This window comes from Streptomyces sp. SudanB25_2051, assembly GCF_964272635.1.
GTDB lineage: Bacteria > Actinomycetota > Actinomycetes > Streptomycetales > Streptomycetaceae > Streptomyces.
Map to the genome: position 1 here is coordinate 507,526 of NZ_OZ186787.1, position 22,388 is coordinate 529,913.

General features: G+C 76.0%; 19 protein-coding genes and 1 pseudogene. 10 read left to right on the top strand and 10 right to left on the bottom strand.

The features are described 5' to 3' along the window. Positions 1-4: 4 nt before the first annotated feature. From ACSUPT_RS02235 to ACSUPT_RS02260, 6 genes are all read right to left on the bottom strand, one after another. On the bottom strand, positions 5-1,963 hold the full coding sequence (locus ACSUPT_RS02235) for a helix-turn-helix domain-containing protein (RefSeq protein ID WP_436943351.1): 1,959 nt from the start codon (positions 1,961-1,963) through the stop codon (positions 5-7). A gap of 77 nt (positions 1,964-2,040) precedes the next feature. Then, complete coding sequence (locus ACSUPT_RS02240; protein ID WP_436943352.1) at positions 2,041-2,922, bottom strand: 3-hydroxybutyrate dehydrogenase; 882 nt, start codon at positions 2,920-2,922, stop codon at positions 2,041-2,043. 64 nt (positions 2,923-2,986) lie between these two features. After that, on the bottom strand, positions 2,987-3,460 hold the full coding sequence (locus ACSUPT_RS02245) for an NUDIX hydrolase (protein ID WP_351963656.1): 474 nt from the start codon (positions 3,458-3,460) through the stop codon (positions 2,987-2,989). Positions 3,461-3,477: 17 nt separating this feature from the next. Further along, on the bottom strand, positions 3,478-5,079 hold the full coding sequence (lnt, locus tag ACSUPT_RS02250) for an apolipoprotein N-acyltransferase (RefSeq protein WP_436943354.1): 1,602 nt from the start codon (positions 5,077-5,079) through the stop codon (positions 3,478-3,480). Positions 5,080-5,196: 117 nt separating this feature from the next. Then, positions 5,197-5,787: a hypothetical protein gene (locus ACSUPT_RS02255; protein ID WP_436943355.1), complete on the bottom strand. Its 591-nt coding sequence runs from the start codon at positions 5,785-5,787 to the stop codon at positions 5,197-5,199. 116 nt (positions 5,788-5,903) lie between these two features. Next, entirely contained in the window at positions 5,904-6,695 is a 792-nt protein-coding gene (locus ACSUPT_RS02260) for a glutamate racemase (protein WP_351963659.1), read from the bottom strand. A gap of 58 nt (positions 6,696-6,753) precedes the next feature. Between ACSUPT_RS02260 and ACSUPT_RS02265 the strand changes: the two genes are divergently transcribed. Further along, positions 6,754-7,968, top strand: a complete 1,215-nt coding sequence (locus tag ACSUPT_RS02265) for a glycosyltransferase (RefSeq protein ID WP_436943356.1) — start codon at positions 6,754-6,756, stop codon at positions 7,966-7,968. Positions 7,969-8,156: 188 nt separating this feature from the next. On the opposite strand, the gene ACSUPT_RS02270 is transcribed toward ACSUPT_RS02265, so the two are convergent. Then, entirely contained in the window at positions 8,157-9,683 is a 1,527-nt protein-coding gene (locus tag ACSUPT_RS02270) for a TerD family protein (RefSeq protein WP_436946160.1), read from the bottom strand. A gap of 252 nt (positions 9,684-9,935) precedes the next feature. Between ACSUPT_RS02270 and ACSUPT_RS02275 the strand changes: the two genes are divergently transcribed. The 3 genes from ACSUPT_RS02275 (at position 9,936) to ACSUPT_RS02285 (ending at position 14,039) form a co-directional block, all read left to right on the top strand. Continuing rightward, positions 9,936-10,451: a DUF6643 family protein gene (locus ACSUPT_RS02275; protein ID WP_351963662.1), complete on the top strand. Its 516-nt coding sequence runs from the start codon at positions 9,936-9,938 to the stop codon at positions 10,449-10,451. Positions 10,452-10,497: 46 nt separating this feature from the next. Then, on the top strand, positions 10,498-11,358 hold the full coding sequence (locus ACSUPT_RS02280) for an MOSC domain-containing protein (RefSeq protein ID WP_436943357.1): 861 nt from the start codon (positions 10,498-10,500) through the stop codon (positions 11,356-11,358). Between the two features lie 248 nt (positions 11,359-11,606). Next, entirely contained in the window at positions 11,607-14,039 is a 2,433-nt protein-coding gene (locus ACSUPT_RS02285) for a right-handed parallel beta-helix repeat-containing protein (protein WP_351963664.1), read from the top strand. Here ACSUPT_RS02285 and ACSUPT_RS02290 read toward each other — a convergent pair. Continuing rightward, the gene (locus ACSUPT_RS02290; RefSeq protein ID WP_436943358.1) at positions 14,009-16,393 is read right to left on the bottom strand and encodes a hypothetical protein; all 2,385 of its coding nucleotides are present in this window, start codon (positions 16,391-16,393) and stop codon (positions 14,009-14,011) included. The two genes, ACSUPT_RS02285 and ACSUPT_RS02290, sit on opposite strands and share 31 nt — an antisense overlap. 316 nt (positions 16,394-16,709) lie before the next feature. Between ACSUPT_RS02290 and ACSUPT_RS02295 the strand changes: the two genes are divergently transcribed. After that, complete coding sequence (locus tag ACSUPT_RS02295) at positions 16,710-17,600, top strand: DeoR/GlpR family DNA-binding transcription regulator (protein WP_351963666.1); 891 nt, start codon at positions 16,710-16,712, stop codon at positions 17,598-17,600. Further along, complete coding sequence (locus ACSUPT_RS02300; RefSeq protein ID WP_403504369.1) at positions 17,597-18,070, top strand: SRPBCC family protein; 474 nt, start codon at positions 17,597-17,599, stop codon at positions 18,068-18,070. Before ACSUPT_RS02295 ends, ACSUPT_RS02300 begins: the two co-directional genes overlap by 4 nt. Before the next feature lie 59 nt (positions 18,071-18,129). Here ACSUPT_RS02300 and ACSUPT_RS02305 read toward each other — a convergent pair whose 3' ends face one another. Continuing rightward, positions 18,130-19,260, bottom strand: coding sequence for a PLP-dependent cysteine synthase family protein (locus ACSUPT_RS02305; protein WP_403504372.1), 1,131 nt, complete (start codon positions 19,258-19,260; stop codon positions 18,130-18,132). A 315-nt stretch (positions 19,261-19,575) separates the two neighbouring features. On the opposite strand from ACSUPT_RS02305, the gene ACSUPT_RS02310 reads away from it, so the two are divergent. Both ACSUPT_RS02310 and ACSUPT_RS02315 read left to right on the top strand, forming a co-directional pair. Further along, positions 19,576-19,893, top strand: a complete 318-nt coding sequence (locus tag ACSUPT_RS02310; protein ID WP_351963668.1) for a hypothetical protein — start codon at positions 19,576-19,578, stop codon at positions 19,891-19,893. Positions 19,894-20,216: 323 nt separating this feature from the next. Continuing rightward, a complete protein-coding gene (locus ACSUPT_RS02315; protein WP_399218187.1) occupies positions 20,217-20,774 on the top strand; it encodes an ATP-binding protein in 558 nt (185 codons plus the stop codon). A gap of 36 nt (positions 20,775-20,810) precedes the next feature. Here the strand turns inward: ACSUPT_RS02315 and ACSUPT_RS02320 are convergent. Then, positions 20,811-21,082 (bottom strand): annotated as a pseudogene (locus ACSUPT_RS02320) (SHOCT domain-containing protein). 155 nt (positions 21,083-21,237) lie between these two features. Here ACSUPT_RS02320 and ACSUPT_RS02325 point away from each other — a divergent pair. Together ACSUPT_RS02325 and ACSUPT_RS02330 are read left to right on the top strand one after the other, a co-directional pair. Next, positions 21,238-21,804: a TetR/AcrR family transcriptional regulator gene (locus ACSUPT_RS02325; protein WP_436943359.1), complete on the top strand. Its 567-nt coding sequence runs from the start codon at positions 21,238-21,240 to the stop codon at positions 21,802-21,804. Continuing rightward, the gene (locus ACSUPT_RS02330; protein ID WP_399217986.1) at positions 21,804-22,388 is read left to right on the top strand and encodes a DUF4865 family protein; all 585 of its coding nucleotides are present in this window, start codon (positions 21,804-21,806) and stop codon (positions 22,386-22,388) included. Before ACSUPT_RS02325 ends, ACSUPT_RS02330 begins: the two co-directional genes overlap by 1 nt.

Consider the following 22,388-nt stretch of genomic DNA (forward strand, 5'->3'; position numbering starts at 1 on the left):
GCTTTCAGCGGGTGAGGGCCGGGGACATCAGGTGGAGGCGGAGGGCCAGTTGGACCTCCAGTGCCCGGTCCGGGGACTGCCAGTCGTCGCCGAGCAGCCGGGCCACCCGCTCCAGGCGCTGCGCGACCGTGTTCACGTGGACGTGCAGGACGTCCTTGGTGCGGGCGGGGCTCCTGCCGGTGGCGAAGTACGCGTCGAGGGTGCGCACCAGGTCCGTGCCGCGGCGCCGGTCGTACGCGACCACCGGGCCGATCGTGCGCTCCACGAACCCGTCGATGTCCCGCGCGTCGGCCAGCAGCAGCCCCAGAAAGCCCAGGTCGTCGGCGGCGGCTCCCTCGCCCGTGCGGCCCAGCAGCGCCAGGGCGTCCAGGCAGCGGCGGGCCTCGGCGTACGCGGGGCCGATCGCGCCGGGCTCGGCGGCGGGCGGCCTCGCCGGGGAGGACGCGCCGACGGTCACCGGCTCGCGCAGGGTGCGGCCGAGGTCCAGCGCGGTGCGCCGCGCCACGTCGGCGGCCGTCTCGTCCGGGCCGAGCGGCAGCAGCAGGACCGTGCCGCCGTCGCGCGTCGAGGCGAGGCCGCGGCGGGTCGCCGCCAGGTGCGAGGCGGCCGACCAGAGCCGCTGCCGGTCCGCGTGGGCCCGGGCCGAGTCGGGAGCCGGGCCTCCGGGACCGGCGGGCTGTCCGTCCGGTGGCGGGTCGCCGGGCGGTGGCGCGCCGGCCGGGCGGTCCAGACGCGCGGCCAGCACCACGTGCCGTACGTCGAAGTCGGCGTGGAGGCGCGCCGCGCGGTCCTTCAGGAGGCGCGGGTCGCGGTCCGGCGTGTCGATCAGGTCGTCGAGCAGCTCGCCCCGTACGCGCTGTTCCGCCTCGCCCGCCGAGCGGTGGGCCAGGAGCAGCAGCGAGGTGACCATCGCGGCGCGCTCCAGGGTCCGCCGGTCCACGGGGTCGAGGTCGCCGCCCCGGCGCAGGACCAGGGCGCCGAAAACCTCGCCGCCCGCCGAGACCGCCGCCACCCACGCGTCGCCGCGGCGCACCGCGCGCCCGTCGGCGGACGCCCTGGGCTGCCGGGCCTCCGTGAACTCCACCGTCCCGCCGAGGACTTCCGACACGGCGTCCGCCACATCCCGTACGCCGCCGCCGCGCAGCACCAGTTCGGTGAGCCGGTCGTGGACCTCCGACGCCCGCTCGATGACGGCGCTGCGGTCGCGGATGATGGCGTTGGCCCGCTCCAGTTCGGTGAGCGCAGCGCGGGTCTCCGACAGGAGGTTCGCCGTGTCGATGGCGACCGCGGCGTGCGCGGCGAACGAGCCGAGCAGCGCGACCTGTTCCCGTTCGAAGACGCGGGCGCGGCGGTCGGCGGCGAAGAGCACGCCGATGACCTGGCTGCCCAGGGTGAGCGGCACGCCGAGGATCGCGACGAGGCCCTCGTCGCGCACGCCCGCGTCGATGGTCCGCGTGTGCCGGAACCGGTCGTCGCGGAAGTAGTCGTCCGTGACGTAGGGGCGGGCCGTCTGCGCGACGAGGCCGCCGAGGCCCTCGCCCATGCCGAGGCGCAGCTGCTGGAAGCGGGCCGACACGGAGCCGTCCGTGACCCGCATGTACGTGTCGCCCGCCACCGGGTCGTTGAGGCTCAGGTACGCCACCTCGGTGCCCAGCAGGGAGCGGGCGCGCTGCACGATGGCGCGGAGCACCGCGTCCAGGTCGCGCAGGCCCGCCAGGTCGTGGGCGGTCTCGAACAGGGCGGACAGCTCGGCCTCGCGGCGGCGGCGCCCCTCCACCTCGGCGTGCACGCGCAGCGCGAGCTGTTTGGCGTGCTCCAGACCGGCGAGCGTCGCGGCGTCCGCGCCGTCCGCGCGGGCCAGCAGCACGGGTCTGTCATACGCCTCGACGGCCGCGCCGCGCGCGAGGAGCTCCAGGTAGGAGCCCTGGTCGTGGGGGTGGCGCGCCTGCTGTTCTCCGGACATGGACACAGGGATACCTGCCGGGGGCCGGGGCGCACCAGACCTGTGGAAAACCGTCCGGTCCACGCGCGGGTGGGCGTTCAGTGGGCGGTCCAGCCGCCGTCCAGGGCGAGGGAGGTGCCGGTGACGAAGGCGGCCTGCGGGGTGCAGAGATAGGCGACGGCCTCCGCGACCTCGGCCGGCTCGATGAGCCGCTTCACGGCCGTGTCGCGCAGCAGCACGTCGGTGAGGACCCGCTCGGGCGGGATTCCGTGCGCGGCGGCCTGGTCCGTGAGCTGCTGCTCGACCAGTGGGGTGCGCACATAGCCGGGGTTGACACAGGTGGAGGTGACGCCGTGCGGGGCGCCTTCGAGGGCGGCCGTCTTCGACAGTCCCTCCAGACCGTGTTTGGCGGCCACATAGGCGGACTTGAAAGGGGAGGCGCGCAGCCCATGCACGGAGGAGATGTTGACGATCCGGCCCCACCCTTGCGCGTACATGTGCGGCAGCGCGCCCCTGATGAGCCGGAACGGCGCCTCCAGCATGACGGTGAGGACGGTGTGGAAGACGTCCGGCGGGAACTGCTCGATCGGGCGGACGAGTTGCAGTCCGGCGTTGTTGACGAGGACGTCGGTGCCGGCGGCGGCCCGCTCGGCGGCGTCCAGGTCGGTGAGGTCGAGGACGTGCGGCCGGACGGTGCCGGGAAGGCCGTCGGCCGCCCCGGTGAGGGCGGCCAGGCCGTCCGCGTCCCGGTCGACCGCCCTGACCAGGGCGCCGGCCGCGGCGAGCCGCAGCGCGCAGGCCCGCCCGATCCCGCCGGCCGCTCCGGTGACCAGTGCCGTACGGCCCGAGAGGTCCAGCGCGACGGGATGCGCTGCCGCTCCGGCCGGCACAAGCTCGGGCGCGAGCGCGGGCTCGGGTGCGGGGGCCGGCTCCGCCGTGTGGTCCGGTGCCGGGTCGGTGGGGGGCGTGGAAGTGCTCATGGTCCGCACCCTAGGGAGCCGTGTACGGGGCTCACATAGGGCCGCAGCCCACTGTTCGGTCGCTTTATGTGGTGGCGAACCATGTGGGTTCGTCGGTGCGGGCCTGCTTGATGCGGAACAGCTGGCTCTCGTGGAGCAGGGGCAGCGCGTCGACCGGGAACCAGGCGACCTCCAGCGCCTCGTCGTCGTTGACCCGGGCCTCGCCGCCGGTGGCGCGGCAGCGGAAGACGATGTCCACGTACTGGCACCGGTCGCCGTTCGGGTAGGTGACGGGCGCCGGCTGCGCGTCGACCATGACGACCCGCTCGGCCACGCACTCGACGGCGGTCTCCTCGTACACCTCGCGGACGGCCGTGACGGCGGGCTGCTCCCCCGGCTCGGCGATGCCGCCGATCAGCGCCCATCTTCCGTCGTCGGCCCGGCGCATCAGCAGGACGCGGTCGTCGTCGTCCAGGACCACGGCGGTGATGCCGGGCAGGAGCAGGAGCTGATGGCCCGCGGAGGCGCGGATGGCCTTGATGAAGTCCGGTGTCGCCATGCGGCGACCCTAACGGCTCAGCGCCGCGCGCGGGCGGCGCGGCGGGCCCGCACACCGACGGCGGACGCCCAGCCGATGCCGCCGAGGGCGGCGGCGGCCAGCAGGGCCTCCGGCAGCACGCCCATCCGGGTCGCCGGGGTGAGCGAGGAGCGCAGCGGCACCTCGGCGACCAGGGCGTCCGGGGTGAACAGCCGCGACTGCCGGACGATCCGGCCGTCGGGCAGGATGATCGCGCTGACGCCGCTGGTCACCGGCACGACGACGGTGCGGCTGTGCTCGACGGCCCGTACGCGGTCCATGGCGAGCTGCTGGTAGGTCATCTCGGTACGGCCGAAGGTGGCGTTGTTGCTGGGCACGGAGATCAGCCGGGCGCCGTGGGTGACGGTGTCGCGCACCGCCCAGTCGAACGCGGCCTCGTAGCACGTCGCCAGGCCGACGCGGGTCCCGGCCAGGTCGAAGACGCCGACCTCCGTGCCGGGGCCGAAGTCGCGCCTGACCCGGTCGACGTCCTTGTCGAAGATCCGCACGAAGGACCGCATGGGGATGTACTCGCCGAAGGGCTGGACGTGCCGCTTGTCGTACGTCGCGACGGGGCCCCGGCCCGGCTCCCACTGGACGAGCGTGTTGCGCAGGTGGCCGGTGTCCGGGGTGAGGACGGCGCCCACGACGGTCGGCACGCCGATGGCGGCGACGGCCCGGTCGATGGCGGCGCGGGCGTCGGGGTTGCGGTACGGGTCGAGGTCGGAGGAGTTCTCCGGCCACAGCACGAAGTCGGGCTTCGGGGCGCGGCCCGCGGCGACGTCGGCGGCGAGCTGCTCGGTGCGGCGCGCGTGGTTGTCGAGGACGGCGCGGCGCTGGGCGTTGAAGTCGAGGCCGAGGCGCGGCACGTTGCCCTGGATGGCGGCGACCGTGGCCGTGCCGTCCTCGGGGGCGGTGGACACCAGCGGAAGGGCGGCGGCCGCGCCGGTGACGGGCACCAGGACGGAGAGCGCGGCGGCGGCGAGCGGTCCGCGCGGCAGGGCGCCGGTCGCGCGGCGCACCAGGGCGAGGCGGACGGCCTCGTACAGTCCGAAGCCGCACAGGACGACGGCGAAGCCGAGCACGGGGGTGCCGCCCACGGCGGCGAGGGGCAGGAACAGCCCGTCCGCCTGCCCGAACGCGATCTTGCCCCAGGGGAAGCCGCCGAACGGGACACGGGCGCGCACCGCCTCGCCCAGCACCCACACGGCGGCGGCGAACACCGGCCAGGCGGGCAGCCGCGACACGGCGGCGACTCCGAGGCAGGTGGCGGCGACGAACAGCGACTCGGCGGCGACGAGCGCCAGCCACGGCACCGCGCCGACCTCCTCGCCGGTCCACACGAGCAGCGGCAGCAGGAACGCGAGCCCGGTGAGCAGGCCGAGCCCGAAGCCGGCCCGCAGGCGGCGCCCGCGCAGCGCCCAGCCGAGGAGGGCGAACGCCGGAAGCGCCAGCCACCACAGGGGCCGCGGCGGGAAGCTCAGGTACAGCGCGGCGCCGGAGAGCGCGGCCGCGGCGGGCCGTATCAGCCGCCACCGCCCGCGTGCCTCCTCCGGCTCGGGCGGTCCGGGCAGGGCGACGGGGGTCATGGTGGCGCTCACCTGGCGGAGTCTACGGCGCGCGGCGGAGGTACGGGGAGCGGGACCGGTTCCGCGCGGGGCGGGGCCGTACGGCGTCGCGGGGCCGGGCCGGGGGCCGCACCGGGCCGGGGGGCGGGGTCAGAGGTCGGTGGGGGTGGCGGTGCGGCGGCGCAGGTGGAGGCGGTGGCGGATCACGCGGACCGCCGTCTCGGCGTCGTCCACGGTGACGGTGAAGGTGCGGCCGTCACCGAGGGTGAGGACGAGGCCCTCGCCGCGCCGTACGACCACGGCGGTGCCCTTCTCGGGCCGCCAGCGGTACCCCCAGCCGCCCCAGGCGCACGGGGTGACGCGCGGGTCGAAGTCGGCGCCGACGACATGGTCGAGCGGGATGCGGCGGCGCGGCACGCCCATGTGCCCGCAGCGCACCTCCAGGCCGTGCCGGTCGACGGTCAGCTCGACGTGGACGAAGGCGAGCGTCCCGAAGAGGACCAGGACACCGACGGCGACGCAGCCCACCACGGCCATCAGCGCGGCGGTGACGCCGCCCGTCCAGACGGCCCCGGCGGCGAGCGCGACCCCCAGCGCGACACAGCCGGCGCCGACGGCGGCGAGCAGCCACTGCACGCGGTTGGTCGCACGCCCCTTCCACGTCTCGGGCACCGCCGGTACGAACTCCGGGGCGGGCGGCCCGCCTCCCGGAGGGCCACCCGGCTCGGTCGGCTCCCTCATGCTCGGAGCGTACCGAGCGGCCCCTCGTCCGGCCCCCGCACACCGACGTCCGGGTGACCCCCGGCCGCCGCCGGACGGGCCCGCGGCGCGCCGGGCCCCGCAACGGGCCGGTGCCGTTACGCGCTGGTGACGGGGCCCGGCAGGAGGCGGGCCTCCGGGTAGGCGAGGGCGGACGGGGGGAGGACGGACGGGCGGCCGCTGAGGAGGACCGTCAGGGACTCGGCGCCCGCCGGTTCGGCGTCCGGGCGCGGGGTCTCGCCGATGCGGCGCAGCGCCTGCGCGGCGACGGCGTCGGCGGAGCCGTACAGCGCCACGTCGTGGCCGGTGACCGGGCGCAGGGCGTCGGCGATGCGCTCCTCGACCAGCTCGTAGTGGGTGCAGCCGAGGACCACGGTCGTCACCGTGGCCGGGGTGAGCGCGGCCGCGGCGGCGATCGCGGCGTCGATCCGCGCCTCGTCGGCCTCCTGGACCGCGTCCGCGAGGCCCGGGCAGGGCACTTCGGTGACGTCGACGCCGGACGCGAACTCGGCGATGAGCCGCCGCTGGTAGGCGCTTCCGGTGGTGGCGGGCGTGGCCCAGATCGCGACGGGGCCGCCCCCGGCCGCGGCGGGCTTGATCGCGGGCACGGTGCCGATGACGGGGATGTCCGGTTCCAGCTCGGCGCGCAGGGCGGGGAGGGTGTGGACGGACGCGGTGTTGCAGGCGACGACGAGCGCGTCGGGGCGGTGCGCGGCGGCGGCGCGGGCCACGGCGAGGGCGCGCGTGGTCAGGTCCTCGACCGTACGGGGGCCCCACGGCACGCCGTCGGGGTCTGAGGAGAGCACGAGCTGGGCGTCCGGCCGCAGCCGGCGCACCGCGGCGGCCGCCGGCAGCAGGCCGATCCCGGAGTCCATGAGCGCGATCTTCACCCGGTCACCCTAGCCGACCGGCCTCCGTCGGGCCCCACTCTGGGGCAGACTGCGGCGAATGAGCGTGATTGCGTGGATCGCCCTGTTCTCCTGTGCCGCGTGGGCGTGGCTGGTGTGCGGGCAGGGCCTGTTCTGGCGTACCGATCAGCGGCTGCCGCGCGGCTCGGCGGAGCCCGGGCGGTGGCCGTCCGTCGCGATCGTGGTGCCCGCGCGGGACGAGGCGGAGGTCCTCCCGGTGAGCCTGCCGTCGCTGCTGGGCCAGGACTATCCCGGCCGGGCGGAGGTCGTCCTGGTGGACGACGGCAGTACGGACGGCACGGCGGAGCTGGCGCGCGAGCTGGCCGCGCGGCAGCCGAAGCCGGGGGGCGGGGCCGGGCTGCCGCTGACGGTCGTGTCGCCGGGGGCGCCCGAGCCCGGCTGGACGGGCAAGCTGTGGGCGGTGCGGCACGGCATCGGGGTCGTACGCGCGCGGGGCGCGGAGGCGCCGGAGTTCCTGCTGCTCACGGACGCCGACATCGCGCACGCCCCGGACAGCCTGCGGCGGCTGGTCGCGGCGGCCGTCTCGCACCGGCTCGACCTCGTGTCGCAGATGGCGCGGCTGCGGGTGGCGGGCGCGTGGGAGCGGCTGGTCGTTCCGGCGTTCGTCTACTTCTTCTGCCAGCTGTACCCCTTCCGGTGGATCAACGGGGGCGGCGGGCGGACGGCGGCCGCCGCGGGCGGGTGCGTGCTGCTGCGGGCCGGTGCGGCACAGCGGGCCGGGGTGCCGGACGCCATCCGGGACGCGGTGATCGACGACGTGGCGCTGGCGCGGGCGGTGCGCCGCGCGGGCGGGCGGATCTGGCTGGGGCTGGCGGAGCGGGTCGAGAGCGTCCGGCCGTATCCGCGCCTCGCCGATCTGTGGGCGATGGTGGCGCGCAGCGCCTACGCCCAGCTGCGGCACAGCTTGGCGCTGCTGGCCGCGACGGTGGCGGGGCTGCTCCTGGTGTACGTGGCGCCGCCGCTGTGCCTGCTGGCCGGTCTCACCGGGCCGGGGGACGCGGTGGCGGCGTGGGCGGGCGGCGCCGCGTGGGCGGGGATGGCGGGGACGTACGCGCCGATGCTCCGCCACTACCGGCAGCCGCTGTGGCTCGCCGCGCTGCTTCCGGTGACGGCGGCGCTGTACCTGCTGATGACGGTCGACTCGGCGGTGCGGCACCACCGGGGGCGGGGTGCCGCGTGGAAGGGCCGTACGTACCCGGCCCCGGCGGCCTCGCACGCGGCGGCGGAGCGGTGACGCGGACGCGCCTGCGGCGCGGGACGCGGCTCCGCTCCGGGCGCGGCTCCGCTGCCGGGCGGTGCTCCGCTGCGGGGCGCGGCTCCGCTGCGGGGCGGTGCCTTGCTGCCGGGCGTTCCCGCGGTGCGCGCGAGGCCTCGCTGCGGGGCCTTCCCGCGACGCGGGGCGCGGCTGCGTCGCGGGGCGGGCTATTTGCGGCCGGGTGTCCAGCGCATGCCCCAGCCGTACGCCTGGTCCACGGTCCGCTGCGGGCTGACTCCGCGCGCGGGGACGAGGTAGCGGGCCTCGCGCCGGACGACGAGGTCGTCTCCCTGACGGGTGATCAGGGCGAGGGCGCAGACGGTGGAGGGGACGGTGCACTCGTCGAGGGAGAACTCGACGGGCGCGCCGTGCGCCGGGGTGAGCGTGACCGTGGCGTGGAGGCCGGCGAAGCTGCGGGCGCCCGCGTAGATGGTGACGAAGACGAGGATGCGGCGGAAGGCGTCCTTGTGGTCGAGGTTGACGGTGAGGTTCTCGCCGGTGTCCACGGCGCCGGTGCGGTCGTCGCCGTCGAGGTGGATGTACGGCGGCCGGTGCAGGGAGCCGAAGGTGTCGCCCAGCGCCTGGACGACGCCCTTGCTGCCGTCCGCCAGCTCGAACAGGGCGCACAGGTCGAGGTCGAGGGAGGAGTGGCGGCCGACGGCGCCGCCGAAGGTCCCGCCCCAGCGCGGGGACTGCTCGCGGAGGTTCCAGTTGAGGTTGACGCGCAGGGCGCCCGACGTGCCGCCCTGCTTGGTGAGGGACACGGAGGGGGCGTCCTTGGTCAGCGTCACCTTCGACAGCCGTACGGGCGCGGGTGCGGACGCCCCGGCAGGCGCGGCTCCCGCGTCCGGCGCGGGCACCGGGGCGGGCTCCGGCACCCGCGCGGGCGTCGGCACGGGCTCAGGGGCCGGCGCGGGCGCGGGAGCCGGCAGGGAGGCAGGGCCTGGTACGGGTTCAGGAGCCGGTACGGGTCCAGGGCCCGGTACGGGCGCGGGCGCCGGCACGGGCTCAGGGCCGGGAACCGGTGCGGCGGCCGGTACGGGCGCGCGGCCCGCGACCGTCCCTGCGGCAGGGGGCGCGGGCGGACCCGCGGGCGCGGCGCCCCCGGCCGGTACGGGCGCGTGGGTCCGTACCGGCGCGGGCCCCGCGGCCCGCGCGGGCGCGGGGCTCTGCGGCTCGTCGACCGTGATGCCGAAGTCCGTCGCCAGCCCCTCCAGCCCCGTGGCGTACCCCTGCCCCACCGCGCGGAACCTCCAGGCGCCCTGACGCCGGTACAACTCGCCCATGATGAGGGCGGACTCCACGGTCGCGTCCCGGCTCTCGAAGCGGGCGACCTCCGTGCCGTCCGCCGCGTCCAGCACCCGCACGCACAGGTCCGGCACCTGCCGGAAGGTGCCGCCGCCGTCCGCCGAAGCCGCCAGCACGACCCGGTCCACCACTCCGTCCACGCGCGGCAGATCGACGGTGAGCGCGTCCGTCACGGTCGTCCCGGAGGCCCGCTTGCCCTCGTGGCGCACCGAACCGGACGGGTGCGCGGGCTGGTTGTAGAAAACGAAGTCCGCGTCGGAGCGCACTTTTCCCGACACGAGCAGTAGTGCCGACGCGTCGACATCCGGTACGCCCGCACCCGAACTCCACGCCAATTCGACGCGAAGCCTTCGCGTCGGCACCGGAACATTGGCTCCTTTAATCATGGACATGCCGCCCCCTGCGCGTTCCGAGACCCCTGGTGACTTTGCGGCGCCACGCTAATCCCGCCGCTGCGGCCGTGCCCCGCGGACCCGTCGGTAACCCCCCGCCATCTCGGCTTTTACGCGATCATGGGACACCGGCGCGACCGATTTTCCCGTGTTGGGTCACATTGGTGTTCCGTGGCCGCACAAGATGCGTCAAACAACCCGCTTATCGGCCTTCCACCCGGCACACCGTGGGCTTAACTTAGGGCCATGACCTCCCCCCGTGCCTCGTACGGCGGTGCGTACTACCACGCGCCGTCGTTCCCGGACACCCCGATCTACGACTCCCTCGTCGCAGAGCGGGGCACGCCTCAGATCGCCCCGATCCGAGTGCCCGCCGCGTACGACACCGGCAGCTCCTATCTGCCGGCGCTCCCCGCGGCCCTGCCCGCCCTTCCGGCGGCCCCCTCCCCGCAGCCCGCCGCGCCGTCCTACGGCGGCGGCTACGGCTACCCGCAGCAGGCGCCCGCGCAGCAGCCCGCCCCGGCCGCCTACGCCCCCGCGGCGTACGCCCCGGCGCCCGCCGCCCCGGCGCCGTACGTCCCGCAGCAGGCGCAGGCCCCGCGCGGCTACCCGGGTCCGCAGGCCCCGCAGCCGATGCGCCCCGTCGCCCCGGCAGGCGCCGGCTACGAGGCGATGCGCCCCGCCGCGCCGCGCCCGGCACCGGCGCCGCCGGCTCCGTACGACGACCCGTACCGGCGGCCGTACCAGGGCGGCGGTTACTGAACGAGACCGCGGGGAGGGCGGGGACGGCCCCTGGCAGGATGGGGCCATGCCGAGTGATGAGGTCACGTCCCAGCCCGCCCTGAGCTCCCTGCACCTGTACCCCGTGAAGGCCCTGGCCGGCTCCGCGCCCGCGTCCGCGGTCGTGGAGCCGTGGGGTCTGGCCGGGGACCGCCGCTGGATGCTCGCCGACCGCGAAGGCAAGGCGGTGACGCAGCGTCAGTACGCGGCGCTGGCGGCCGCTTCGGCGGCGCTTCTGCCCGACGGCGGCGTACGGGTGTCCGCGCCCGGCCGGGACCCGCTGACCGTCGCCGTGCCGGACCCCTCGGCCGGCACGGTCGCCGTGGACGTCTTCGGCACCAAGGTGGACGCCGTGCCCGCGGCGCCCGACGCGGACGCGTGGTTCAGCGCGTACCTGGGCGCCGACGTGCGCCTGGTCCACATGGACGACCCGGCGCGCCGCCGCCCCGTCGACCCCGCGTACGCGCGCGAGGGCGAGACGGTCAGCTTCGCCGACGGCTTCCCGCTGCTGGTCACCACCACCGCCTCGCTCGACGCGCTCAACGCCCTGATCGCGGCGGGCGACCACGCCGACGAGGGCCCCCTGCCCATGGAGCGGTTCCGGCCGAGCGTCGTCGTGGACGGCACGGAGGCGTGGGAGGAGGACCGCTGGGCGCGGATCGCCATCGGGGAGGTCTCCTTCCGGGTGGCCAAGCTGTGCGGTCGCTGCGTGGTGACCACCACCGACCAGCGCACCGGCGTGCGGGGCAAGGAACCCCTGCGCACCCTGTCGCGCCACCGCAGGCTCGGCTCGAAGGTGATCTTCGGTCAGAACCTGGTCCCCGAGACGACGGGCACCCTGCGGGTCGGCGATCCGTTCCGCGTCCTCGCCACCCGCGACGACGTCTGACCCCGGTCCGGCCGGCCCCGGCACACGCGGCGGACCGCCGTCCGCCGCGGCACCGCCCGCCACGCCCGGCGGCGGGGTGCGCACCGGCCGGGTCTACGGCGACGTCCTCCCTCCCCCGCGCACCGGACGCCCCGTCAGCCGCCGCCCGCGTGGAGGAGGCAACCCGGCTCCCCCGTGCGCGCTACGGTGGGGCGACGGGTTGGTGAGCGGGTCGCCGCGAGCGCACGAGGTGGGGGCAGAGCAGCACCATGGCACAGGGCACGGTCCAGGTCACGCACAGCGGTACGTCGCGGTGGCGGCGCCGCACGGGCGAGTACGCCACGCTCGCCGCGGCCCTGGAGGCCGCGGCGGACGGCGACGTCCTCACCGTCGCCCCCGGCACCTACCGGGAGAACCTGGTGCTGCGCCGCGCCGTGACGCTGCGCGGCGCGGACGGAGCCGTCGGGCCGGTGCGGATCGCCCCGGCCGACGGGGTGCCGCTGACCGTGCGGGCCTCCGCGACCGTACGGGACCTGCATCTGGAGGGCCAGGACGCGGCGGCGCCCGCGCTGCTCGTCGAGGACGGCACGCCGGAGATCCTGGACCTGCGGATCGTGACCCGCTCGGCGGTCGGCGTGGAGGTGCGCGGCGCGGCCCGGCCCACGGTGCGGCGCTGCACGGTGGACAACCCGGCCGGTGTCGGCATCGGCGTACTGGACGGCGCGGGCGGGGTGTTCGAGGAGTGCGAGGTCGTCGCGGCCGGCCAGGCGGGGATGTCGGTGACCGGCGGAGCTCACCCGCGGATCGAGCGGTGCCGCATCCACCACGCGTCCGGTGCGGGCCTGTCGGTGACCGGTGAGGACAGCGGCCTGGAGGCCATCGGCTGCGAGGTGTACGAGATCCGCGGCAGCGGCGTGCGCGTCGGCGGGCGCGCGGTGGCGCACCTGACGGACTCGGTGGTGCACCGCACGTCGGCGGACGGGATCACGCTGGACACCGACGCGGTGCTGACGCTGTCGGACTGCGACATCCACGACGTGCCGGAGAACGCGGTGGACCTGCGGTCCCGGTCGGTGCTGACGCTGACGCGGTCGAAGGTGCGGCGGTTCGGGCGCAACGGCCTGTCCGTGTGGGACCCGGGCACGCGCGTGGACGCCAACCAGTGCGAGATCCACGACAGTACGGGCGACTACCCGGCGGTGTGGGTGAGCGACGGGGCGACGGCGGTGCTGGAGGCGTGCCGGGTGCACGGGGTGCCGGACGCGCTGTTCGTCCTCGACCGGGGGTCGCGGGTCGACGTCGTGGACAGCGACCTGTCGCAGGTGCGCAACACGGCGGTGTCGGTGAGCGACGGGGCGACCGCGCAGCTGGACGACTGCCGGGTCCGGGACGCGGCGACGGGCGCCTGGTTCCGGGACCACGGCAGCGGCGGCACGCTCGCCAACTGCGCCTTCGACGGGGTGCAGACGGGCGTCATCGTCACGAAGGGCGCCGACCCGGCGGTGGAGCGGTGCACGGTCACCTCGCCGGCGGAGGCCGGGTTCTACGTGTCCGCGGAGGGCCGGGGGACGTTCACCGGCTGCCGGGTCACGGGCAGCGGCGGCTACGGCTTCCATGTGATGGACGGCTGCCGGACGACGCTGCGGCGGTGCCGTACGGAGCGCTGCGCGCGCGGCGGCTACGAGTTCGGCGAGGACGGGCCCGTCACCGAGGACTGCACCAGCGACGAGAGCGGCATCGCCGCCCGTACGGGCTCCGCTTCCGCGGCGCTGCCGGCCGGGGCGCCCGCCGCGTCCACGGTGGCGGTCCTGCCGGCGGGGCCCGCGCCGGGCGGGCTGCTGGGCGCGGTTCCGGCGCAGGCGACGGCGCCCGCCCCCGCGCCCGCGCCGGTACGGGACTCGCAGGACGTGCTGGGCGAACTGGACGCGCTGGTGGGGCTGGAGAGCGTCAAGCGGGAGGTCCGCACGCTCACCAACATGATCGAGGTGGGCCGCAAACGGCAGGAGGCCGGGCTGAAGGCGGCGTCCGTGCGGCGGCATCTGGCGTTCACCGGCAATCCCGGCACGGGCAAGACGACCGTGGCGCGGCTGTACGGCGAGATCCTCGCGTCGCTGGGCGTGCTGGAGCGCGGGCACCTCGTGGAGGTGTCGCGCGTGGACCTGGTCGGCGAGCACATCGGGTCCACGGCGATCCGTACGCAGGAGGCGTTCGACCGGGCACGCGGCGGGGTGCTGTTCATCGACGAGGCGTACGCGCTGTCGCCGGAGGACTCGGGGCGGGACTTCGGGCGTGAGGCGATCGACACGCTGGTGAAGCTGATGGAGGACCACCGGGACGCCGTCGTGGTGATCGTCGCCGGCTACACGGCGGAGATGGAGCGGTTCCTCACCGTCAACCCGGGTGTGGCGTCCCGCTTCTCACGGACCATCCGCTTCCCCGACTACACGCCGGAGGAGCTGCTGCGGATCGTGGAGCAGCAGGCCGACGACCACGAGTACCGGCTCGCGGACGGCACGGCGAAGGCGCTGCTGGCGTATTTCGAGGCGCTGCCGAAGGGCGCGGCGTTCGGCAACGGCCGGACCGCGCGGCAGACGTTCGAGTCGATGGTGGAGCGGCACGCGGGCCGGGTCGCCGCGCTCGCCACGGCGAGCACGGACGACCTGAGCCTGCTCTACCCGGAGGACCTGCCCGAACTGCCGTGAGCGGCGCCGCCGTCGGGGTCGTCGGGGCCCTCGGTGCGCTGTATGGGCACCGGCAGCGGCAGGGCCGGCGGGAGCCGGTCGAGGAGCGCGGCCCGTTCGCGGGCGAACGCCGGGTCGGCCTGGTAGTCGGCGTGCCCGAGGATCGGCTCCGGCAGCGGGTGGTCGTCGGTGCGGCCGTACACGACGGGGTCGCGCAGCGGCGGGTGGTCGACCTCGGGCTTGCCGTGCTCGGCGGGCAGGTGGACGGGCCCGCCGATCGGGTCGGTGGGCCGCCACAGGTTGCGCCAGCAGTGGACCTCGCGGTGCAGTCCGGTCAGCGGTTCGCGGCCGAAGTACGCGGGGAACCAGCGCCCGTACAGGCGCTCCAGCGGTGAGCCGTACGTGAGGAGCGCGACGCGCCGGCGGGTGGTGTGCGGGAGCTGCCACACGGCGGCGGCGGCCAGGACGCTGCCCTGCGAATGGCCGGAGATGACGAGGCGCCCGCCGGTGCGGCCCGTCCAGGACGCCATCCGCCACGCCAGGTCCGGCACGGCCCGCTCGGCGTAGCAGGGCGGCGCGAACGGGTGCGCGGCGCGCGGCCAGAACGTGCCGACGTCCCACAGGATGCCGATGGTGCGGCGGGCGGAGGCGTCCCGGTAGGCCCGGCGGCCCCAGGTGACGAACAGGATGAAGCCGAGGCCGACCAGCCAGGAGCCCAGCGCCTGGCAGGCCTCGGCGGCCCCGTCGAGGAAGGGGGGCGCCCCGTCGAACGCCTCCGCCGGTACGGTGCCGGTCCCCCACGTCCCGGCGATGCCGGCCGCGCCGAGCAGCAGCGTCGCGGCGGCGAGCAGCCCGACGAGGACGGGCGCGGCGTCGGTGAGCCGGGCCGCGGCGCGGATGCCGGCGATGCGGCGGGTGCGGAACCGGTCGGCGGCCTCGCCGGCGTACTCGGCCTCCACGACGGGCGCGAGGCGCCGGGCGGCGAGCGCGGTGCGGACGACGAGGAACACCGCCGGGACCAGCAGCAGGAGCAGTAACACGGGGATGGCCGCTGCCTGCCAGCTCAGCAGGAGCGGCGGTCCGGCGATGGGGCCGTCGCCGGTGCCCGGGGTGCCGGGCCCGTCCAGCCAGTCGGCGACGCGCTGGGCGACACCGCCCGCCATGACCCCGCCGAGCGCGCAGGCCAGCACGGTGACGGCGGGCCCGGCGAGACCGCCCAGGACGGTGCGCGGGTCGGGGGCGCGGCGGTGCAGGCGCAGCGCGACGGCGGCCAGCAGCACGATGAGGACGCCCTGCCCGAGGGTCAGCACCGAGAAGGCCGCGTCGCCGGGCAGGACGCCCGACGAGCGCCAGGCCGGCCGGGACCAGGAGGCGTACAGGGCGGCGAGGAGCAGCAGCGCCGCGGCGGAGCCGGGCAGCCAGGCCACCAGGGCCCGGTCGACGCGGCCGTCGAGGCGGCGTTCGCTGCGGCCGCGCCGGCAGACGACGGCCACCACGACGACGGCGCCGGCGGCGAGGGCCGCTTCGACGCACCAGCCGAGGGCGGCGCGCAGCGGGTCGCCGGCGCCCCGGTCGTGGCGGGCGGCGGCCCCTGCGACGGCGGCGGCGACGGTGAGCAGCCCCGCCGCCGTGTGGGCGGCGCGGAGCCGGGCGACGAGGCGGCGGCCGTACCAGAAGCCGGGGCGGCCGAGCGCGGGCCGGTCGTCGCGCTCGTCCTCGCCGCGCGGCGGGCGCTGCGCCTCGTACGCGGACCAGGTGCGGTGGGACAGGTACCACAGGAGGGCGACGAGCGCGGTGGGGACGGCGGCGGCGACGGTGAGGCGCCGGCCGGGCTGGGACCACCAGCCGCCCTCGGACGCGGCGAGGAAGCCGAGCCAGGAGCGGCCCTCGGTGCACGCGGCGGCGCCCGCGCACTGCCAGGCGGCCAGGTCGAGGGCGACCTCGCAGGCGGCGGCGGTGAGCAGCACCGTCAGACTGAGCGCGATCAGCCGCACGAGGACGCCGTACAGGCGCGCGGAGCGGCCGTGCCGGGTGGCGGGCGGGCGCATCCAGTGGGCGAGGTTGACCACCATGAACGGCAGGAGCAGCAGCCACAGGGCGCGGGTGCCGTTGCCGGAGGTGAGGTTGCACCAGCAGTACGCCTCCGGGACGGGCCCGTCGCGGAACCGGTCCGGTTCGGCCTCGGCGCGTACGTCAGTGGCGCGCCGGTACACGGCCGCGGTGTTGTCGCCGGTGACGCGGACGGTGCGCGGGTCGTCGAGCATCTCCTGGGGCGTGGTGCCTCCGACGCCGTGCACGAGGAGTTCGAGCGCGGCTCCGGTGTTGCGCGGCTCCTGTGCGGCGACCGGAGCGGGTTCCGGTGTGGCTGAGGACACTTCGGGGCTCGCTCTCTGCGGCAGGGATGTGCGGCGGGGCGGGCGGTCTTGCTGTCGGGCGGTCTTGCTGCCGGGCTGTCGGGAGGAGCGGGGCGGTACGGGCGGACGGGAGCGGGGCGTACGGCGGACGGTACGGGTGGGGGGCCTGGGCGGGGGCGGGGTGCCGCACGGCTCTCACGTAATCTCCCCGCCGTCCCCGCGGCTGAAGCGCGTGGCAGGATGTGCCTGCCCGGCCATCCGATGCCTCCCCGGCCACCTGCGCGAACGGCGGATCATGACGTACGACCCCTCGACCACGGAAGGACCGGCACCTGCGGTGAGCGACAACCACAACCTCCTCGCGGAGCAGCGGCGCGCCTTGATCCTGGACGAGGTCAGGCGGCGCGGCGGGGTGCGGGTCAACGAGCTCACCCGCCGGCTGAACGTCTCCGACATGACCGTGCGCCGGGATCTGGACGCGCTGGCGCGGCAGGGCGTGCTGGAGAAGGTGCACGGCGGCGCGGTGCCGGTGGCGGACGCGCGGACGCACGAGCCGGGGTTCGAGGCGAAGTCGGCGCTGGAGCCGGGCGCCAAGGAGGACATCGCGCGGGTGGCGGCGGCGATGGTGGCCCCGGGCGCGGCCATCGCCCTGTCGGGCGGCACGACGACCTACGCGGTGGCGCGGCGGCTGCTGGACGTGCCGGACCTGACGGTGGTGACGAACTCGGTACGGGTGGCGGACGTCTTCCACTCGGCGTCCCCGCACGGTCGGGGGCCGGGGGGCACGGCGCGGCCGGGCGCGCCGGCGGTGGTGCTGACGGGCGGGGTGCGCACCCCTTCGGACGCGCTGGTCGGCCCGGTCGCGGACCAGGCGATCGGGTCGCTCCACTTCGACGTGCTGTTCCTCGGGGTGCACGGCGTGTCGGTGGAGGCGGGGCTGTCCACGCCGAACCTGGCGGAGGCGGAGACGAACCGGCGGCTGATCCGCTCGGCGCGGCGGGTCGTGGTCGTGGCGGACCACACCAAGTGGGGGAAGGTGGCGCTGAGTTCGTTCGCGCGGCTGGAGGACGTGGACACGCTGGTGACGGACGCCGGGGCGTCGGACGAGGTGCGGGCCGCGATGGCGGAGCATCTGCCGGGGCTGGTGGTCGCCGGTCCGGCGGCCGGGGCGGAGCCGGCTCCGATGCCCTCGGGGGCGGCGGACGAGCGGTGGCGGGACGGCGCGTGAGCGTCTTCCGGCTGGAGCGGCGTACGGGCCTGCCGGCGGCGGAGGCGTGGCGGCGGGTGACCGACTGGGAGGCGCACGGGGCGCGCGTGCCGCTGACGCGCGTGCGGGTGCTGACGCCGGGCCCGCCGGGTGTGGGGACGCGGTTCACCGCGCGCACCGGGCTCGGGCCGCTGGGCTTCGACGACCCGATGGCGGTGGTCCGCTGGGAGCCGCCGGACGGCGCGGGCCCCGGCGGGCGGCCCGGTCCGGGGCTGTGCCGGCTGGAGAAGTACGGGCGCGTCGTGCGGGGCTGGGCGGAGATCGCCGTGCGCCCGGACGGCGCGGGCGCGCGGGTGACCTGGGTGGAGGAGCTGCGGGTGCGCGGGCTGCCCCGCTGGTGCGACCCGCTGCTGGCGCGGGCGGGGCGGTGGGTCTTCGGCCGCGAGCTGGACCGGCTGCTGGGCGCGGAGGCACCCGTACACGGCGGCTGACGGCCCGCCAGGGCGGTGGCGGGCCGTCGGGGCGGCGGTGGCGGCCGTCGGGCGGTCGGTCAGTCCGGCCAGACGCCCGTGGCGAGGAACTCGTCGAGCGTCGCCGCGTACGGGTCGATGTCGAGACCCTGCTCCGCCAGCCACGCGTCGGAGTAGTACTTGTCCAGATACCGCTCCCCCGGATCGCAGATCAGGGTGACGACGCTGCCGGTGCGGCCCTGCGCGACCATCTCGGCGACGATCTTCAGCGCGCTCCACAGGCCGGTGCCGGTGGAGCCGCCGGCCTTGCGGCCGATGGCCTTCTCCAGGGCCCGCACCGCGGCGACGCTCGCGGCGTCGGGGACCTTCATCATGCGGTCGATGGCGCCGGGCACGAAGCTCGGCTCCATGCGCGGCCGTCCGATGCCCTCGATGCGGGAGCCGCAGTCGCTCACGGCCTCCGGGTCCTCCTTCGTCCAGCCGTCGAAGAAGCAGGAGTTCTCCGGGTCGGGGACGCAGACGCGGGTGTCGTACTGCATGTAGTGGACGTAGCGGGCGATGGTCGCGGAGGTGCCCCCGGTGCCGGCGGTGGCGACGATCCAGGCGGGCTCCGGGTACCGCTCCAGGCGCAGCTGCTGGTAGATGGACTCGGCGATGTTGTTGTTGCCGCGCCAGTCGGTGGCGCGCTCGGCGTAGGTGAACTGGTCCATGTAGTGGCCGCCGGTCTGCGTCGCGAGGGCGGCGGCCTCCTCGTACATGCGCCGCGAGTCGTCCACGAAGTGGCAGCGCCCGCCGTGGAATTCGATGAGGCGGATCTTCTCCGGGCTGGTGGTGCGCGGCATGACGGCGATGAACGGGACGCCGATCAGGCTCGCGAAGTACGCCTCGGAGACCGCGGTCGAGCCGCTGGACGCCTCGATGACCGGCTTGCCGGGCCGGATCCAGCCGTTGCACAGCCCGTACAGGAACAGGGAGCGCGCGAGGCGGTGCTTGAGGCTGCCGGTGGGGTGGGTCGACTCGTCCTTGAGGTAGAGGTCGATGCCCCAGTGGTCGGGGAGCGGGAAGCGCAGGAGATGGGTGTCGGCCGACCTGTTGGCGTCCGCCTGGACCTTTCGCACGGCGTCTTTCAGCCAGTCCCGGTAGGCCGGATCGCTGCGGTCGACGTCGATGGTCGCGGCGGGCGTCCGCGCGGGCGCGACGGGGGTGTTCACGGCCGCCGCACGGGGGGCGTCCGGTCGCCGCTCCGCCGCCGCACCGGGGCCCTCCGGCGCCGTGCCGCTGCCGGGTCCGGCCGGTTCGGGCTGCTCAACGGTCCTCACGCGCCACTCCTCGTCGTCCGCGTCCTGCGCACCTCGGTTCCCTCATGGGTCCCGCGACCGAACATACCTCCCCGACCTGGGCAAACGATGACTTTGACCCCTCATAGGCCGAGCTTGCAGGCACCTGCCTGAGGTGCACTGGTGCGGACGCGGGTCCTCCGTGCAGACTGGGCACCCTGGAACGGGTGCGAAGGGGGCGGCGGAACCATGACTGAACCCGAATTCAGCGCCACGGGGGTACGCATCGAGCGGTGGCCGCGCTCTCTGACGACGGCCGGCGAGGTGCGGATCGAGGGCGGCCGGCTGGCGCTGCTGACCAGTTACGGGCGGGAGATCGACAGCGCTCCGGTCCGTGCGGTGCGGGCGGGCCGGCCGTGGTTCGCGGCGTCCCGCGACGCGGCGGTGGCGACGCTCAACGGGGCCCGGTACCGGCTCACCATGGGCCAGCGCGACCACCGTGCGGGCGCCACCCTGGCGGGCCGCTTCCTGGAGGCCGTACGGCGGGCGGGCGGCCGGCGGGACTGAGCGCGCGTGGCGCGAGCGGCCGCACACTCCACCGGACCGGGCGTGTGTGTCGCCATACCGGGCGCGCGCGGGGCCGGACCGGTGGGCGCGTCGCCGGGCCGGGGCGCGTCCGCGGGGCCGGCGACCGGTCGTGCGACAGGCGGGACTGACGGGGCGTCCGCTGCCGCGGTTGCGAAGCGGTCACGTCTGGTCCACGCTGGATTGACATCACTCAGGGTGAACCGGCGGTCACACTGCGATCCAGTCCGCCGGACACGAGCCCAGCATCCACTGGACCCGATCCTCGTCTTCTTCCGGACCTACTTCGGGGAGTCGCAGCCGTGATCAGCCAGGCAAGCAGCAGGCAGTGCGCGGTAGAGCTCCAAGCCCTGCCGTCGCGGATCGGACAGGTCCGCAGAATCGTGTCGGCGCAACTGCGCTACTGGAACCTCGACCCCCTCATCGAGAAGGCGGCGCTCGGGGTCACCGAACTCCTCACCAATGTGCACCGGCACGCCAAGCCGGACAAGATCTGCACGGTGGAGATCGAGTTCCTCCTCGACCGGCTCACGGTCTCCGTCCACGACCACGATCCCCGCCTCCCCGCCGTCGTGCACCTGGAGGACGGGCCGGACCCGCTCGCCACGTCGGGCAGGGGCCTCGCGCTGATAGAGGCCGTCAGCGAGAGCTGGGGCGCGCGCCCGCAGGGCGACACGGGGAAGGTCGTGTGGTTCACGCTCCCCGCGCCCTCGGCCACGCCCGTCGGCATCCCCGCGGTGCCCGCGTACGGGGCGGTGGGCGGCGCCGCGTTCAAGGAGCCGGTGCCGTTCGGCGACGGCGCGGAGGCAGCGGAGACCGTACGCGGACACGCCACCGCCGTCCGGTCGGCCGTGGCGGGCTGACCGGCCGGCGGGGCTTCGGCGCCGTCCCGGACGGCGTCAGCGGCTGCGGCGGTCACCGAACCGCTCGTCCAGGACGGACAGTCGACTCCCGTATTCCTCCTCGTCGATCTCCCCGGCCGCGAACCGCCGCCCCAGCACGTCCAGGGCGACGGGTCGCCGGGCGGGCGTCCGGACGCGGCCCGGTGCGGCGGGCCGCCCCACCACCCGGCGCGGCGCAGCAGCAGGACGGCGGTCACCGCGGCACCGGCCCAGAACAGCGGGAGCAGCAGCGCCCAGGGACCGGGGCCGGCGTGGGCGAGAGTGTTCATGGCGTTCGCCTCCTCCGTCTCGCGGGGACGGCTCCTCCGTCCCGCATGACGAGCCTCGCCCCGCGCGGGCGCCCCCGTCGTCGTACGCACAGCGGCAACGGCCGTACGACGACGGGAGTATGGTTTCTGTACCTACTGGTATGTACAGTGCCCGCATGACGACTTCCGAGCGACTGGTCGACGCCACACGGGAGCTGCTGTGGGAGCGCGGCTACGTGGGCACCAGCCCCAGGGCGATCCAGCAGCGGGCCGGCGCCGGGCAGGGCAGCATGTACCACCACTTCGCGGGCAAGCCCGATCTGGCGCTGGCCGCGATCCGCCGCACCGCCGAGGAGATGCGGGCCGCCGCCGAGGGGGTGCTGGGCGGCGAGGGCACGGCCTACGCGCGCGTGGCGGCGTATCTGCGGCGCGAGCGGGACGTCCTGCGGGGCTGCCCGGTGGGGCGGCTGACGATGGACCCGGACGTCGTCGCGGACGACGCGCTGCGCGCCCCGGTGGACGAGACCCTGGACTGGCTGCGCGGCCGGCTCGCGGGCGTCCTGCGCGAGGGCGTGGCGAGCGGCGAGTTCGACGGGGCGCTGGACCCGGAGCGTACGGCGGCGGCAGTCGTGGCCACCGTGCAGGGCGGGTACGTGCTGGCCCGCGCGTCCGGTTCGGCGGCGGCGTTCGACACGGCGGTCGACGGGCTGCTGTCCCTGCTCGCGGGGCGGAGGGCCGCCTGATGCACGCGATGCAGTACGAGATCACCCTGCCCGCCGACTACGACATGGGCGTCATCCACCGCCGGGTGGCGACCCGCGGCCACCTGCTGGACGACTTCCCGGGGCTCGGCCTCAAGGCCTACCTGGTGCGGGAGCGCGCGGCGGGCGCGCCGGTGAACCAGTACGCGCCGTTCTACCTGTGGGCGGCGCCCGAGGGCATGAACGCCTTTCTGTGGGGGCCTGGCTTCCAGGGGATCGTCGACGACTTCGGGCGCCCGAGGGTGCGGCACTGGGCGGGCGCGGCGTACGGCGAGGGCCCGGCGGCCGGCGCCGCGCCGCAGCACGCGGTGCGGCGGCGGGAGCGGATCGGCGCGGACGAGCGGCCCGCCGACGCGGTGGCGCGGGCGGTGGAGGCACACGGGCGGCTCGTACGGGAGGACGGGCTCGTGGCGGCGGCCGTGGCGGTCGACCCGAGCCGCTGGGAGCTGCTGGAGTTCAGCCTGTGGGCCGGCGCGGCCCCTGAGGGCGCGGGCGAGGCCTTCCGGGTGCTGCACCTGTCCCAGCCCGGCCGGGCGGCGCTGCGGCCCGGCCGGCACTGGGACTGA